Annotated in this window: 14 protein-coding genes and 1 riboswitch; of the genes, 13 read left to right on the forward strand and 1 reads right to left on the reverse strand. The window is 70.5% G+C overall.

Features of this window, described 5'->3' with window-relative positions; all coding sequences use genetic code 11:
• Positions 1-114 precede the first annotated feature (114 nt).
• Positions 115-1,233 carry a mannose-1-phosphate guanylyltransferase gene (locus IFU40_RS10990; RefSeq protein WP_055834364.1) on the reverse strand — a complete coding sequence of 373 codons (1,119 nt, stop codon included), beginning with the start codon at positions 1,231-1,233 and terminating at the stop codon, positions 115-117.
• Positions 1,234-1,476: 243 nt separating this feature from the next.
• Here IFU40_RS10990 and sdhC point away from each other — a divergent pair, with 243 nt between their 5' ends.
• The 13 genes from sdhC (at position 1,477) to ribH (ending at position 14,971) form a co-directional block, all read left to right on the forward strand.
• Complete coding sequence (gene sdhC, locus IFU40_RS10995; RefSeq protein ID WP_082509292.1) at positions 1,477-1,911, forward strand: succinate dehydrogenase, cytochrome b556 subunit; 435 nt, start codon at positions 1,477-1,479, stop codon at positions 1,909-1,911.
• Positions 1,911-2,369 (forward strand): succinate dehydrogenase hydrophobic membrane anchor subunit, encoded by a 459-nt coding sequence (locus IFU40_RS11000; protein ID WP_055834361.1) that lies wholly within the window; start codon positions 1,911-1,913, stop codon positions 2,367-2,369. The genes sdhC and IFU40_RS11000 overlap by 1 nt, the downstream gene beginning before the upstream one ends.
• A gap of 46 nt (positions 2,370-2,415) precedes the next feature.
• Positions 2,416-4,245 (forward strand): succinate dehydrogenase flavoprotein subunit, encoded by a 1,830-nt coding sequence (sdhA, locus tag IFU40_RS11005; protein WP_055834358.1) that lies wholly within the window; start codon positions 2,416-2,418, stop codon positions 4,243-4,245.
• Between the two features lies 1 nt (position 4,246).
• Positions 4,247-5,032 carry a succinate dehydrogenase iron-sulfur subunit gene (locus IFU40_RS11010; RefSeq protein ID WP_055834355.1) on the forward strand — a complete coding sequence of 262 codons (786 nt, stop codon included), beginning with the start codon at positions 4,247-4,249 and terminating at the stop codon, positions 5,030-5,032.
• 155 nt (positions 5,033-5,187) lie between these two features.
• Positions 5,188-6,387 (forward strand): YhjD/YihY/BrkB family envelope integrity protein, encoded by a 1,200-nt coding sequence (locus tag IFU40_RS11015; protein WP_191926332.1) that lies wholly within the window; start codon positions 5,188-5,190, stop codon positions 6,385-6,387.
• Between the two features lie 80 nt (positions 6,388-6,467).
• A complete protein-coding gene (locus IFU40_RS11020) occupies positions 6,468-7,316 on the forward strand; it encodes an exodeoxyribonuclease III (protein ID WP_191926333.1) in 849 nt (282 codons plus the stop codon).
• A 138-nt stretch (positions 7,317-7,454) separates the two neighbouring features.
• Positions 7,455-8,459: a tryptophan--tRNA ligase gene (gene trpS, locus IFU40_RS11025; RefSeq protein WP_082516487.1), complete on the forward strand. Its 1,005-nt coding sequence runs from the start codon at positions 7,455-7,457 to the stop codon at positions 8,457-8,459.
• A gap of 73 nt (positions 8,460-8,532) precedes the next feature.
• Positions 8,533-10,311, forward strand: coding sequence for a S8 family serine peptidase (locus IFU40_RS11030; RefSeq protein WP_191926334.1), 1,779 nt, complete (start codon positions 8,533-8,535; stop codon positions 10,309-10,311).
• 80 nt (positions 10,312-10,391) lie between these two features.
• A complete protein-coding gene (locus tag IFU40_RS11035) occupies positions 10,392-11,255 on the forward strand; it encodes an Fpg/Nei family DNA glycosylase (RefSeq protein WP_070408407.1) in 864 nt (287 codons plus the stop codon).
• 85 nt (positions 11,256-11,340) lie between these two features.
• Positions 11,341-11,489: riboswitch (FMN riboswitch) on the forward strand.
• A gap of 56 nt (positions 11,490-11,545) precedes the next feature.
• Complete coding sequence (gene ribD, locus IFU40_RS11040; protein ID WP_191926335.1) at positions 11,546-12,577, forward strand: bifunctional diaminohydroxyphosphoribosylaminopyrimidine deaminase/5-amino-6-(5-phosphoribosylamino)uracil reductase RibD; 1,032 nt, start codon at positions 11,546-11,548, stop codon at positions 12,575-12,577.
• Positions 12,577-13,233 (forward strand): riboflavin synthase, encoded by a 657-nt coding sequence (locus tag IFU40_RS11045; RefSeq protein ID WP_191926336.1) that lies wholly within the window; start codon positions 12,577-12,579, stop codon positions 13,231-13,233. The genes ribD and IFU40_RS11045 overlap by 1 nt, the downstream gene beginning before the upstream one ends.
• On the forward strand, positions 13,230-14,498 hold the full coding sequence (locus IFU40_RS11050) for a bifunctional 3,4-dihydroxy-2-butanone-4-phosphate synthase/GTP cyclohydrolase II (protein ID WP_055834333.1): 1,269 nt from the start codon (positions 13,230-13,232) through the stop codon (positions 14,496-14,498). Before IFU40_RS11045 ends, IFU40_RS11050 begins: the two co-directional genes overlap by 4 nt.
• Positions 14,498-14,971 (forward strand): 6,7-dimethyl-8-ribityllumazine synthase, encoded by a 474-nt coding sequence (ribH, locus tag IFU40_RS11055; protein ID WP_055834329.1) that lies wholly within the window; start codon positions 14,498-14,500, stop codon positions 14,969-14,971. The genes IFU40_RS11050 and ribH overlap by 1 nt, the downstream gene beginning before the upstream one ends.
• The last annotated feature ends 71 nt before the right edge of the window (positions 14,972-15,042 follow it).

Below are 15,042 nucleotides of genomic sequence, written 5' to 3' on the forward strand. Positions count from 1 at the left end.
GCACCGGGAGCCGCCGTGCGCGCCAATGGTTACAAAGACGCAATCTCGCGTCACGCGACCGCCACACGAGCAACGGGGACCGGAACCGGATGCCACGAGCAGTGGCATCCGGTTTCAGAGCACGTCGCCGCGGCCCGTGAGCTTGAGGGCGTCGACGACGCCCTTGACCCGCTGCGCGTTCTCGCTGGTGGTGACCAGGAGGGCGTCGGGGGTGTCGACGACGACGATGTCGCGCACGCCGATGAGGCTGATCACGCGCTTGGTCTGCGAGACGACGATGCCGCTCGAGGCGTCGGAGAGCACGCGGGCGTCCTCACCGAGGATGGCGAGCTCGTTGCGGCCACCGTGCGAGTTGAGCTTGGACAGGCTGGCGAAGTCGCCCACGTCGTCCCAGTCGAAGTGGCCGGGGATCACGGCGAGGCGCCCCTTTTCGGCGGCCGGCTCGGCGACCGAGTAGTCGATGGCGATCTTCTTCAGGCTCGGCCACAGGCGGTCGACCGCGGGACCCCGGCGATCGCGGTCGTCCCAGGCGTCGGCGAGTTCGATCAACGACGCGTGCAGTTCGGGCTCGTTGACGGCGAGCTCCGCCAGCAGCACGTCGGCGCGGGTGATGAACATGCCGGCGTTCCAGAGGTACGCGCGGTCTTCGAAGTACTGCTTCGCCGTGTCGAGGTCGGGCTTCTCGACGAAGCGTTCCACCATGTAGGCCTCGGGGGCGCCGTCGACGATGAGCTCACCGGCCTGCTTGATGTAGCCGAAGCCCACCGAGGCCTCGCTGGGCTGGATGCCGATGGTGCAGATGTACCCCTCGCGCGCGACGGCGACGGCCTGGCGCACGGCGAACTCGAACTGCCGGGTCTGGCGGATGACGTGGTCGGCGGCGAACGATCCGATGATGACGTCGGGTTCGCGGCGCACGAGGATCGCGGCGGCGAGGCCGATGGCGGCCGACGAGTCGCGGGGCTCCGACTCGAGGAACACGTTGTGGTCGGGGACGCCCGGGAGCTCCCGCTCGACGGCGGCGCGGTGGGCGCGGCCCGTCACGACGGCGATGCGGTCCTCGCCGGCGAGCGGCGCGAGCCGGTCCCACGTGTCGCGCAACAGCGTCTGCCCCGACCCGGTGAGGTCGTGCAGGAACTTGGGTGCGTCGGCGCGCGAGAGCGGCCAGAGGCGACTGCCGATGCCTCCGGCGGGGATCACGGCGTAGAAGTCTTCGATAGCGGGGTCAGCCATGGCCCCGACCCTAGCGGTCGGGGGCCCGCACCCCCGAGAAGCGGTGCGCAGCGCCACCCGGGTGAGGTGGGCGCAGGTCTCGTCCGGGCGCGCGGCGCAGCACCGGAGATATCTCGACATCGAGAGAGTGTTAGGCGCCCCTAATCCCCGCCGTTCATAGCCCGGACGTAGTATTCAATGGCGCCCGTGTGACGCTCGAGGCCTGTGTCGGCCTCACCTCGTGTTCGATCAGGGAGGACGACCGTGTCAGCACCAGCACGTGCCACGCCGTCAGTGAAAGCGACCACCTCGAAGAGGCCGCGCGGAACGCTGTACCGCGGCCGCGAAGGCATGTGGTCGTGGGTTCTGCACCGCATCACCGGTGTGGCGATCTTCTTCTTCCTGCTCGTGCACATCCTCGACACGGCGCTCATCCGCGTGTCCCCCGAGGCGTACGACGCGGTGATCGGCACGTACAAGAACCCCATCATGGGTCTCGGCGAGGTCGCCCTCGTCGGTGCGATCGCCTACCACGCCTTCAACGGCCTGCGCATCATCCTGGTCGACTTCTGGCCCTGGGCCACGCGCCACCAGCGCCAGCTGTGGTGGGGCGTGCTCGGCCTCTGGGTCGTCACGATGCTCGGCTTCACGCCGCGCCACCTGATCAACGTCTTCAGCGCCGTCACCGGGAGCCACTGATGTCCGTCGCCCAAGAAGCCGCCACGATCCCCGCTCCGCGCACGCCCAGTGTGCGCAAGAAGGGCGCCAACCTCGAGAAGTGGGGTTGGCTCTACATGCGCGCCTCCGGCGTGCTGCTGATCGTCCTGATCTTCGGCCACCTGTTCGTCAACCTCATGACGGGCGACGGCATCCACCAGATCGACTTCGCGTTCGTCGCGGGCAAGCTCGCCTCGCCGTTCTGGCAGTGGTGGGACGTCCTGATGCTGTGGCTGGCCCTCATCCACGGCGCCAACGGCATGCGCACGATCGTCAACGACTACGTCACCCACGCCACGGTCCGCAAGATCCTCGTGTGGTCGCTGTGGCTGTCGGCGGGCTTCCTGATCGTGCTCGGCACGCTCGTGGTCTTCACCTTCGACCCCTGCCTCGGCGTGACCGAGAGCAGCTCCCTGTGGGACGTGTGCCAGGCGGCGTGAGCCGACGGCATCCCTTCTTTCGACCGACAGCAGAGGTATTGCACACGTGAGCACTCAGACCACCGCGGACTCCACCGTCAAAGACGGCGTCCACTACCACCAGTTCGACGTCATCATCGTCGGCGCCGGCGGCGCAGGCATGCGCGCGGCGATCGAGGCCGGACCCGGTGCGAAGACCGCGGTCATCTCGAAGCTCTACCCCACCCGCTCCCACACGGGCGCAGCACAGGGCGGCATGGCCGCAGCGCTGGCGAACGTCGAAGAGGACTCCTGGGAGTGGCACACCTTCGACACCATCAAGGGCGGCGACTACCTGGTCGACCAGGATGCCGCCGAGATCCTCGCCAAAGAGGCCATCGACGCCGTCATCGACCTCGAGAACATGGGCCTGCCGTTCAACCGCACGCCCGAGGGCAAGATCGACCAGCGGCGCTTCGGCGGTCACACCGCCGACCACGGCAAGACGCCCGTGCGCCGCGCCTGCTACGCCGCCGACCGCACCGGCCACATGATCCTTCAGACGCTGTTCCAGAACTGCGTCAAGCTCGGCATCAACTTCTTCAACGAGTTCTACGTGCTCGACCTGATCACGGTCAAGGACGCGGCGGGCGCGACCCAGGTCGCCGGCGTCGTCGCCTACGACCTGGCCACCGGCGAGCTGCACGTCTTCCAGTCCAAGGCCGTCGTCTTCGCCACCGGCGGTTTCGGCAAGATCTTCAAGACCACGTCCAACGCGCACACCCTCACCGGTGACGGCGTCGGCATCGTCTGGCGCAAGGGCCTGCCGCTCGAGGACATGGAGTTCTTCCAGTTCCACCCGACCGGCCTCGCCGGTCTCGGCATCCTGCTCACCGAGGGCGCCCGCGGCGAGGGAGCGATCCTGCGCAACGCCAGCGGTGAGCGCTTCATGGAGCGCTACGCCCCGACCATCAAGGACCTCGCGCCCCGCGACATCGTCGCGCGCTGCATGGTGCAGGAGGTCTCGGAGGGCCGCGGCGCCGGTCCCCACCGCGACTACGTGCTGCTGGACTGCACCCACCTGGGCGCCGAGGTGCTCGAGACCAAGCTCCCCGACATCACCGAGTTCGCCCGCACGTACCTGGGCGTCGACCCGGTCGTCGAGCCGGTCCCCGTCATGCCGACCGCGCACTACGCGATGGGCGGCATCCCGACCAACATCAAGGCCGAGGTGCTCGCCGACAACGACACCGTCGTGCCCGGCCTCTACGCCGCCGGCGAGTGCGCCTGCGTCTCGGTGCACGGCTCGAACCGCCTCGGCACCAACTCGCTGCTCGACATCAACGTGTTCGGCAAGCGCGCCGGACGCAACGCGGTCGAGTACGTCAAGACGGCCGACTTCGTGCCCCTGCCCGAAGACCCCGCCGCCGAGGTGCGCGGACTCATCGAGGGCCTTCGCAACAACAGCGGCACCGAGCGCATCGCCGTCCTGCGCAAGACGCTGCAGGACGAGATGGACAAGGGCGCGCAGGTGTTCCGAACCCACGACTCGCTCTCGAAGGTGCTCGACGTGATCGCCGACCTGCGCGAGCGCTACAAGAACATCCACGTCGACGACAAGGGCAAGCGCTTCAACACCGACCTGCTCGAAGCGGTCGAGCTGGGCTTCCTGCTCGACCTCGCCGAGGTCGTCGTCTACTCGGCTCAGAACCGCGAAGAGAGCCGTGGCGGTCACATGCGCGACGACTTCCCCACGCGCGACGACGAGAAGTACATGCAGCACACCATGGCGTACCTGTCGGGCGACCCCCACTCGTCGCACCCGGCCGATCACATCGAGCTGGGCTGGAAGCCCGTGGTGTTCACCAAGAACGAGGCGGGCGAGTTGCGTTACCCGCCGCTTGAGAGGAAGTACTGAGATGGCATCCACCGTCATCGAGAGCGTCGACACCTCCGACAAGGTCGAGCAGACCCCGGAGGACACCGGGATCCAGTCGTTCCTCGTCACCTTCAACATCCGTCGCTTCGACCCCGAGGTCGACGACGAGCCGCGTTGGGTCGACTACGACGTGGAGCTCTACTCCACCGACCGCGTGCTCGACGCGCTGCACAAGATCAAGTGGGAGACCGACGGCTCGCTGTCGTTCCGCCGCTCGTGCGCGCACGGCATCTGCGGATCGGATGCCATGCGCATCAACGGCCGCAACCGCCTGGCCTGCAAGACGCTGATCAAGGATCTCGACATCTCGCAGCCCATCTACGTCGAGGCGATCAAGGGCCTGCCCCTCGAGAAGGACCTCATCGTCGACATGGAGCCGTTCTTCGCCTCCTACCGCGAGGTGCAGCCCTTCCTCATCTCGAGCTCGAAGCCCGAGGCCGGCAAGGAGCGCGTGCAGTCGATCGTCGACCGCGAGGTCTTCGACGACACCACCAAGTGCATCCTGTGCGCCGCGTGCACCTCGTCGTGCCCCGTGTTCTGGACCGACGGGCAGTACTTCGGCCCCGCCGCGATCGTCAACGCGCACCGCTTCATCTTCGACTCGCGCGACGACGCCGGCGACGTGCGTCTCGACATCCTGAACGACAAAGAGGGCGTGTGGCGTTGCCGCACCACCTTCAACTGCACCGAGGCGTGCCCCCGCGGCATCGAGGTCACCAAGGCCATCGCCGAGGTCAAGCAGGCCGTCCTCCGCGGCGGTCGCTGACCCCTCCCCCTCGAACGGCGGGTGCGCTTCGGCGCCCCGCCGTTCGGCGTTCGACCCCGGATCCCGGCTCCGCCCGGCGTCGACGGAGGTGGCCGTCACGGGCGTGCGTCCCCGCGCGCGGCGAGGCCACGGCATCCATTCATTAGGCTCGACGGGTGACCGAGACCCACTCCGATCCGCGGCCGCTGCCCGCGGTCCGTGAGGATGACACGTCGCTGCGCGATCGGCTCGAGGCCGCGCAGAGCGCCGTGCGCAGCCGCCTCGATCAGCCCATCGCCCGCGCCGCCCGAATCGCGCGCTGGTTCCCAATCCGGGTGTGGCGGCACTTCCTGCAGCACAACGGCTTTCTGCTCGCCGCGGGTATGAGCTACCAGGGGATCTTCGCCGTCTTCTCGGCGCTGTACCTCGCCTTCGCCGGGGTGGGCATCTGGCTCGGCGGCAGCAAGAGCGCCATCGACGGGCTCATCGGGATCATCAACAGCTACATCCCCGGCATCATCAGCAAGAACGGCCTCGTCGATCGCGAGCAGGTCGAATCCGTCGCCCAGGAGAGCGGACGGCTTCTCACCATCACCGGCATCGTCGCCGTGGTCGTCGTCGTCTGGACGGCCATCGGCTTCGTCACGTTCACACGCCGCGCGGTGCGCGACACCTTCGGCCTTCCCTTCGACATGCGCAACTACGTGCTGCTCAAGGCCCGCGACTTCGTCGCCTCGATCCTCTTCGGGCTGGCGCTGCTCGTGGGCGCCCTGCTCGGCTCGGTCACGACCGGTGCCGTCGACCTGGTGTTCGGGTTCATCGGGTGGGACCGGGAGACACTCGGATGGTCCGTCGGCGCGCGGGTCGTCTCGCTGCTCGTCGCGTTCGCCGTGAACACCGTCGCCCTCGCCGCGCTGTTCCGGTTCCTCACCGGCACGACCCTCACGTGGCGCCGCGCCTGGCCCGGAGCCCTGGTCGGGGCGACCGGCATGGTGCTGCTGCAGGTCGGGGCGGGATTCCTCGTCGTGTACTCCCCCACGAACCCGCTGCTCGGCACGTTCGCGGTCCTGATCGGCTTCCTTCTGTGGTTCCGCCTGATCGGGATCGTCATCCTGGTCTCGGCGGCGTGGATCGCGGTGGCGGCGGGCGACCGCGACGTTCCCCTGCGCTCGCCCGAGGACCGTCGCGCCATGGAGCAGGCGGCCCTCGTGATCGCGGCGCAGGTGGGCGTGCGCGAGGCCGAGAGGACCCTGGCACTCACCCGGTGGCCGTGGCGCTGGCGCGCGAAGCGGGCGCTGTCCGCGGCCGAGAAGACCCTCGCCCGGGCCGAGGCGGACGTTCCCGCGCCCCGCCGCATGTCGCTGATCCCCGACTGACGCAGAGCGGCGAGATGGCGGCCTTCCGGCGCGGCGTCGAGACCCGCGGCGATGTCGGACCCCGCGGCTAGGCTCGACGGGTGGCTCGTTCCGTACGTATCGTCTCCGTCAACGTCAATGGCATCCGTGCCGCCGTCCGCAAGGGCATGACCGAATGGCTCGACGCCTCCGGCGCCGACATCGTCACCCTTCAAGAGGTGCGGGCGACCGCCGAACAGCTGGCCGAGGCGCTCCCCGGCTGGCAGATCGTCAACGACGAGGCCCTGCACAAGGGCCGCGCCGGTGTCGCGATCATCAGTCGACTGCCCGGTATCGCGACGCGCACCCACCTCGGGCCCGAGCCGCTCGACGCCTCGGGCCGCTGGATCGAGACCGACTTCGACATCGACGGCGAAACCGTCACCATCGTCAGCGCGTACGTGCACAGCGGCGAGGTCGACACCCCCAAGCAAGACGCGAAGTGGGTGTTCCTCGATGCCATGGAGCAGCGGTTGGCCGATCTGGCGTCGGAGCGCGAGCTGGCTCTCGTCACGGGTGACCTCAACGTCGGCCATCGCGAGCTCGATATCAAGAACTGGCGCGGCAACCGCAAGAACGCCGGCTTCCTCCCGCGTGAGCGCGCGTACTTCGACCGGTTCTTCGGACCGGCCGGCGAGCAGGTCGGGGGCGTCGACGGTTCCACCGGCGCGGGCCTCGGCTGGGTCGATGTGGGTCGTCGCGCCGTCGGCGAGGTCGACGGCCCGTACACGTTCTGGTCGATGCGCGGAAAGGCGTTCGACACCGACAGCGGCTGGCGCATCGACTACCACGTCGCCACTCCGGCCCTGGCGGAGCGCGTCACGAGCTATCACGTGGAGCGCGCCGCCTCGTACGACACCCGCTGGAGCGACCACGCTCCGGTGATCGTCGACTACACGCTCGGCGCCTGAGGCCCGGCGCCTGAGCGGCGCCGGTCCCACCGGCATCCGGATGCCGTCGCGTCGTCGCCGCGTGGCGCTCGGGGCATCACCTGCCGCCGACACCGTCCCGCGAACGGTGCTCCCCGCACCGACGCCTAGGATCGAGGGGTGACTCAGCAGCGCCTCTACTCCGGAATGCAGCCTTCCGCCGACAGCCTCCAGATCGGCAACTACATCGGTGCGCTGCTGCAGTGGCGCGAGCTGCAGGACGAATACGACGCGTTCTTCTCGGTCGTCGACCTGCACGCGCTCACGCAGCCCGGCGACCCCGCCGAGCGCCGAGAGAAGACCCGCCGCACCGCGGCCCAGTACATCGCCGCCGGCATCGAGCCCTCGCGCTCGACTCTCTACGTGCAGTCGCACGTCCCCGCCCACGCCGAGCTGCAGTGGGTGCTGTCGACCCTCACCGGCTTCGGCGAGGCCGGGCGCATGACGCAGTTCAAGGACAAGTCGGCCCGCTACGGCACGGATGCCACGAACGTCGGCCTCTTCACCTACCCGGTGCTCATGGCCGCCGACATCCTGCTGTACCAGACCGATGTCGTTCCCGTCGGCGACGACCAGAAGCAGCACATCGAGCTCACCCGCGATCTGGCTGAGCGCTTCAACCAGCGCTTCGGCCAGACGTTCACCATGCCGAAGCCGATGATCCAGCGCGAGACCGCCCGCATCTTCGACCTGCAGAACCCGACCTCGAAGATGTCGAAGTCGGCCGAGTCCGACGCGGGCGTGCTGTGGATGCTCGACGAGCCGAAGGTGAGCGCCAAGAAGATCATGCGCGCGGTCACCGACTCCGAGGGAGCCGTGCGCTTCGACCGCGACGAGAAGCCCGGCGTCTCGAACCTCCTCGTGATCTACTCGGCCCTCACCGGTCGCGAGATCACCTCGATCGAAGACGAGTACTCCGGTCGCGGCTATGGCGACTTCAAGAAGGGGCTCGCCGAGGTCGTGGTGAACGAGTTCGAGCCGGTGCGCGAGCGCGCCCTCGAGCTGCTGTCCGACCCCGCCGAGCTCGACCGCGTACTCGCCACGAACGCCGAGCGGGCGGCATCCGTCGCCGAGAAGACCCTCACCGACGTGTACGACAAGATCGGGCTGCTGCGGCGCGGCTGAGCCGGCGCGTTCGAGCCGCCACGCCGACGGTACGATGGCGCGACGGCAGGACGCCGTCCCGACAGGAGTCCCCGTGCCCTCGCCGACGTCCTCGCGCCGCGCCGCTCTCATCGCACTGATCGCGCTGGTCGGCCTGAGCGTCCCGACCACCGCTCAGGCGGCCGCCCGCACCGACTGTCGCCCCGTGCCGACGCCCGCGGCCGACATCTTGCGTGCCAGTGACGTCTGGAGCACGTTCGGGGTCGACGGCAGCGGCGTGCGAGTGGGCGTCATCTCGGACTCGTTCGGCACGGCCGGCGAGGACGTGGTCGCCGCCGACGTCGCAGCGGGATGGCTTCCCGGGCCGGGCAACCCCTGCGGATGGACCACGCCCACGCGGGTGGTGCTCGAGAATTCCACGAGCGCGAGCGACGAGGGCCGGGCGATGGCCCAGCTCGTCCACGGCATCGCGCCGGGGGCCGAACTGATGTTCGCCGCTCCCCCCACGAGCGACAACGCGGGCCTCGCCGTGGCCATCGACGCCCTTCGCGACGCGGGCGCCGACATCATCGTCGACGACCTCGCCGCCGACGACGACCTCGCGTACGAGCGTCTCGCGGCGGGATACGCCGTCCAGCGAGCCGTGGACGCCGGCGTCCTGTACGTCTCCGCCGCGGGGAACTTCGGCCGTCCCGGCGCGGAGGGATACCCCAGCGCGGGCTACCCGGTCTCGGGATGGTCGTCGAGCCGGTACCGCCCGATGCCCTGCGCCGCCGATGTCGAGCAGTCCGCCCTCGCTTCGACCCCGGAGATCACCGCGGTGGACTGCATGGATGTCGACCCCGGCCCCGGGAGCGATCCGGGCCTGGGGGTGACGCTCTTGCCGGGCTTCGCCACCCTGTCCAACCTGCACTGGGCGCAGAAAGCGGGTTCCGTGACGACGCACCTGGGGTTGGGCGTCAAGAACCTCTCGACCGGAGAGCTGAAGGTCGTCTGGGCCTCCGATCCGGAGCGGCCGCTCGTTCCCTCGGCGTTGTCCGGCCTCGGATCGGCGGATCCGACCGAATGGGAGGTGTCGATCGTGCGTCGGGTGACACCCGAGGCGTCGACGCCGGCGGTCAGCATCGTGATGCCGAACGTCGTGAGGTTCCTCGCGGTCGCCGCTCTGGAGTATTTCCACTCCACCGAGACCGACGACATCGGGGCGAGCCTGATCGGCCACGAGGCCGACCCCGCGACGTTGGCCGTGGCCGCGGTCAACGCCTCCGACCTCACGCTCGGCACCTATTCGTCGGCCGGCCCGGCCACCACCCTGTTCGGCGTGCCGACGGCGACGACGGTGCCCGGTCCCGCGCTCGCGGGAGTCGACGGACTGCCCGTGAGTCTGCCGATGGACGGTGAGGAGAACCTCTTCTTCGGCACGTCTGCCGCCGCTCCCACGGTCGCCGCCGTCGCCGCTCTCGCTGTGCAGGCGGCACCCGGCACGACGCCGGCTGCCTTGCGCGCCGCGCTCGTCGACGGTGCCCGCGCCGACGCGTTCGCCTCGCCGTGGCCGTCGACGCTCGAGGCGTCGCGCTTCTCGGGGGCCGGCTTGGCCGACGCGGTCGCGACGGTCGCGGCCGTCCTGCCGCCCGCGCCGACGCCGACGCCCGTGCCGACGTCCGTGCCCACACCGACGGCCGTGCCCGCGCCCGACCCGACCGCCGCGCCGGCCGCGGCGCCTCCCCCGGGCCGGCTCGCCGAGAGCGGGACGTCGATCGACGGCGTCGCCCTCGGCGCCGGCGTGCTGAGCCTGGTCGCGGGACTCGTCGTCGTGCGCGCCCGCACGCGTCGGCGAGACGGCAGCGACGCGGCGGTCACCGGACGCCGGTGACCGCGGGGAGCGGCCGCACGGCATCCTGCCCGCGCGCAAGACCCGCCCGCGATGTCGGGGCTGCGTGACACGATGGCCCCATGCCGGAGATGCCAGAGGTCGAAGGACTCGTCGAGTTCCTGCGCGGACGCATCACGGGGCTGCGCGTCGACAAAGCCACCGTGTCGGCGATCAACGCGCTGAAGACCTACGACCCGCCGCTCACCGCGCTGGTGGGGTCCACGGTCACCGCCGTCGATCGTCACGGCAAGTTCCTCGACGTCACGACCGATGCCGGGCTCCATCTCGTGTTCCATCTCGCCAAGGCCGGGTGGCTGCGGTGGTACGACGCCCTGCCGACGACGATCATCAAGCCCGGCAAGACGCCGATCGCGCTGCGCGTGGGCTTCGACGACGGCTCGGGGTTCGATCTCACCGAGGCCGGCACCAAGAAGTCGCTGGCCGTGTACGCGGTGCGCACGCCCGACGAGGTGCCGGGCATCGCACGGCTCGGCCCCGACCCCCTCGGCGAGGGCTTCGACCGCGCCGCCTTCGGCGCGCTGATCGCCGGGCGACGCACGCAGATCAAGGGCGTGCTGCGCGACCAGTCGATCATCGCCGGCGTCGGCAACGCGTACTCCGACGAGATCCTCCACGCCGCGAGAATGTCTCCCTATGCTCTGGCGGCGACCCTCACCGACGACGAGGTCGACCGCCTCTTCACCGCGATGACCGAGACCCTGGCCGAGGCGATCCACGAAGCTCGGGGCAAACCGCCCGCCCAGCTGAAGGATGCGAAGCGCCGCGGCATGCGCGTGCACGGCCGGCGCGGCGAAGAATGCCCGGTCTGCGGCGACGAGGTGCGCAGTGTGTTCTTCGCCGACAACTCGCTCGAGTACTGCCCCACGTGCCAGACCGGCGGCAAGCTCCTCGCCGACCGGCGCCTGTCGCGACTGCTCAAGTAGAGGCACGGAGGAGCCCCCGTCGCGTGTCCCTGCGTTTCGGGAATGAACCTCGAAACGCTGCGTTGACTAGACTTCGAAGAGCAACAACGTGCTCCGGGGTCGGTGAGAATCCGAACCGGCGGTGACAGTCCGCGAACCCCTCCACCTCGGTGGTGGGGCCGATCCGGTGGAATTCCGGGACCGACGGTGATGCGACGGGTATCCGTCGCTAGTCCGGATAGGAGGCAGCACGGACGGCGTGACACGCCTTCCCGCTGGCCCTGCCCCGACTTCGCGGGAAGGACAAGGGAATGGCATCCGCCGTCGAGATCGACGCCATGAGGCGAGCGCTGCAGCTCGCCCGGCGCGGCCCGCGCGGGCTGAACCCCCAGGTGGGTGCCGTGATCCTCTCCCCCGCCGGCGAGGTGCTGGCGGAGGGCTTCCACCGTGGCGCGGGAACCCCGCACGCCGAGGTCGACGCGCTCTCGCAGCTCGCCCCGGGCGCGGCCCGCGGCGCGACCGCCGTGGTGACCCTCGAGCCGTGCAATCACACCGGCCGCACCGGGCCGTGCGCGCTCGCCCTCATCGACGCCGGTGTGACCCGCGTCGTCTACGCGCTCGACGACCCCACCGACGCGGCTTCGGGCGGAGCCGATCGCCTGCGCCGGGCGGGCGTCGACGTCGAGTCCGGGATCGAGCGCGATGCCGCCGAATCCGTCGTGCACGACTGGATCTCGCTCACGCGCACCGGTCGCCCGCACGTCACGGTGAAGTGGGCGCAGAGCCTCGACGGTCGTGCCGCCGCCGACGACGGCACGAGCCAGTGGATCACCGGCCCCGCCGCCCGGAGAGACGTGCACGCGCGACGCGCGGCCGCCGACGCGATCGTCGCCGGAACCGGCACCGTGCACGCCGACGATCCCGCCCTCACCGCCCGCGCCGACGACGGCTCGCTGCTCGACGCGCAGCCCACGCCCGTGATCGTCGGACGACGCGACACGGCCCCGGATGCCGCGGTGCGCCGCCACCCGCGGGAGCCCCTGTTCTACGCCACCCACGATGTGACCGCCGTGATGGCCGACCTCGGAGCGCGAGGCGTCCAGCGCGTGTTCGTCGAGGGCGGTCCGACGCTCGCGAGCGCGATCGTCGGCGCGGGCCTCGCCGACGAGCTGCTCGTCTACGTCGCCCCCGTGCTGCTCGGCGGATCGCGCCTCGCGCTCGGCGACGTGGGCGTGCCGACCATCGCCGACGCCCGTCGGTTGAGCGTGGCATCCATCCAGAACCTCGGCGACGACCTGCTGATCGTCGCCCACCCCAGCTCTGATCGAGAGGGACAATCCTGATGTTCACCGGAATCGTGGAAGAGATCGGCGCCGTCACCGCCGTGGAGCCCTCGGGCGACGGGGTGCGGCTGACGCTGCGCGCGCCGCTGTCGGTATCGGATGCCGGCCACGGCGACTCGATCTCGGTCAGCGGCGTGTGCCTCACCGTCGTCGACCAGGGCGACGACTGGTTCACCGCCGACGTCATGAAGCAGACGCTCGACATGTCGACGCTGGCCGGCGTCGCCCCCGGTCTCGCCGTCAACCTCGAGCGCGCCACCGCCGCGCACGGGCGCCTGGGCGGTCACATCGTGCAGGGCCACATCGACGGCACCGGGGTGGTGCGCGAGGTGCGTCCGGGCGCGCAGTGGAGCGTCGTGCGGGTCGGCATCCCGGCTCCCCTCGCCCCCCTGGTCGTCGACAAGGGCTCCATCGCGATCGACGGCGTCTCGCTCACCGTCAGCGCGGTCAGCGACGCCGCGGAGTCCGACCCGTGGCTCGAGGTCTCGCTCATCCCCGAGACGCTCGAGGCGACGACCCTGGGCCGCGCCCAGGCCGGCACCCCCGTCAACCTCGAGACCGACATCCTCGCGCGCCACGTGCAGCGCATGCTCGCCTTCCGTACGACCGAGAATCCCGCGGCTGCGGCCGCATCGACCGAGAGGGGCTCCGCATGAGCCTGTCCACCATCCCCGAGGCCCTGGAGGCCCTGCGTCAGGGCCGACCGATCCTGGTCGCCGACGATGAGGACCGCGAGAACGAGGGCGACGTGATCCTGTCGGCCCAGCTCGCGACCCCCGAGGCCCTCGCCTGGACCGTCCGCTGGTCGAGCGGCTACGTCTGCGCCCCCATGCCGGGCGAGTGGGCCGACCGCCTGGATCTGCCGCCCATGGTGGCGGTGAACGAAGACGCCCGGGGCACCGCGTACACGGTGAGCGTCGACGCCGCCTCCGGCGTGACCACCGGCATCAGCGCCTCGGACCGCGCGCGCACGCTCAACGTGCTCGCCGACCCCGCGTCGGTGCCGACCAGCGTCATCCGTCCGGGGCACGTGCTGCCGCTGCGGGCCGTCGACGGCGGTGTGCGTGAGCGCGCCGGTCACACCGAGGCCGCCGTCGACCTCATGCGTCTCGCGGGCCTCGAGCCGGTCGGCGCGATCGCCGAGGTCGTCGCCGAGGACGGCAGCATGATGCGCCTGCCCGGACTCTTCGAGCTCGGCGAGCGCGACGGCATCCCGGTCATCACCATCGAGCAGCTCATCGGCTACCTGAACGAGACCGACCCGCTGCCGGTCACGGCTCCCGCGCGGCGCCGGGTGAGCCTGCGGGCGGAGTCGAACGTGCCCACCTCGCACGGCACGTTCCGCTTCCTCGCCTACAAGGACCGCGTCACCGGGACCGACCACCTCGCGGTCGTCTCGGGCGATCTGACCGAGCAGGCCCCGCTGGTGCGGGTGCACTCCGAGTGCCTGACCGGTGAGGCCTTCGGTTCGCTGAAGTGCGAGTGCGGCCCGCAGCTCGACGCCGCCCTCGACACGATCGACCGCGACGGCGGCATCGTCATCTACATGCGCGGCCACGAGGGGCGCGGGATCGGCCTCATCAACAAGTTGCGCGCGTACAACCTGCAGGAGCGCGGCCTCGACACCGTCGACGCCAACCTCGCGCTCGGCCTGCCCGCCGACGCCCGCGATTACGCCGCCGCCGCCGGCATCCTCACCGACCTCGGTGTCGACAAGGTGCGCCTGCTGACGAACAACACCGACAAGGTGTCGCAGTTGCGCGCCCTCGGCCTCGACGTCGTCGAGCAGGTCCCCCTGCTCGTGGGCGTCGGTCCCAACAACCACCAGTACCTCGAGACCAAGCGCGATCGCATGGGCCACATCATCGCCGAGGACGACCTGCGCGACGCCCTCGCGCACATGAAGGAAGAGAGCGCCTGATGGCCGGCAGTGGAGCACCCGAGACCGGCGGCATCGACGCGTCGGACCTGAACGTCGTCGTCATCGCCGGCACCTGGCACGAGGTCATCACGAACGGCCTGATCGCGGGCGCGAAGCGCGTTCTGGATGCCACCGGTGCGACGTACCGCGTCGTGCGGGTTCCGGGCTCCTTCGAGCTGCCGGTCGCCGCCCGGGCCGCCTTCGAGGGGGGCGCGGACGCCGTGGTCGCCCTCGGCGTGATCATCCGGGGCGGCACGCCGCACTTCGAGTTCGTGTCGTCGGCGGCGACCGACGGCCTCACCCGCGTCGCCCTCGACGCGGGCAAGCCCGTCGGCTTCGGCGTGCTGACCCTGGACGACGAGCAGCAGGGTCTGGATCGGGCCGGGCTCGAGGGTTCGAAGGAGGACAAGGGCGAAGAGGCCGCCGACGCGGCGATCCGCACCGCCCTGGTTCTGAGGGAGCTGCGCGGCTGACGCGGTGCGGCGGGCCGGCGCGGCGGGCGCGGCGGGCGCGGGTTCGGGGCGCGAAACGTGCACCGGGGCGG

The organism is Microbacterium sp. CFBP 13617 (assembly GCF_014839445.1).
In the GTDB taxonomy this organism is placed as follows: domain Bacteria; phylum Actinomycetota; class Actinomycetes; order Actinomycetales; family Microbacteriaceae; genus Microbacterium.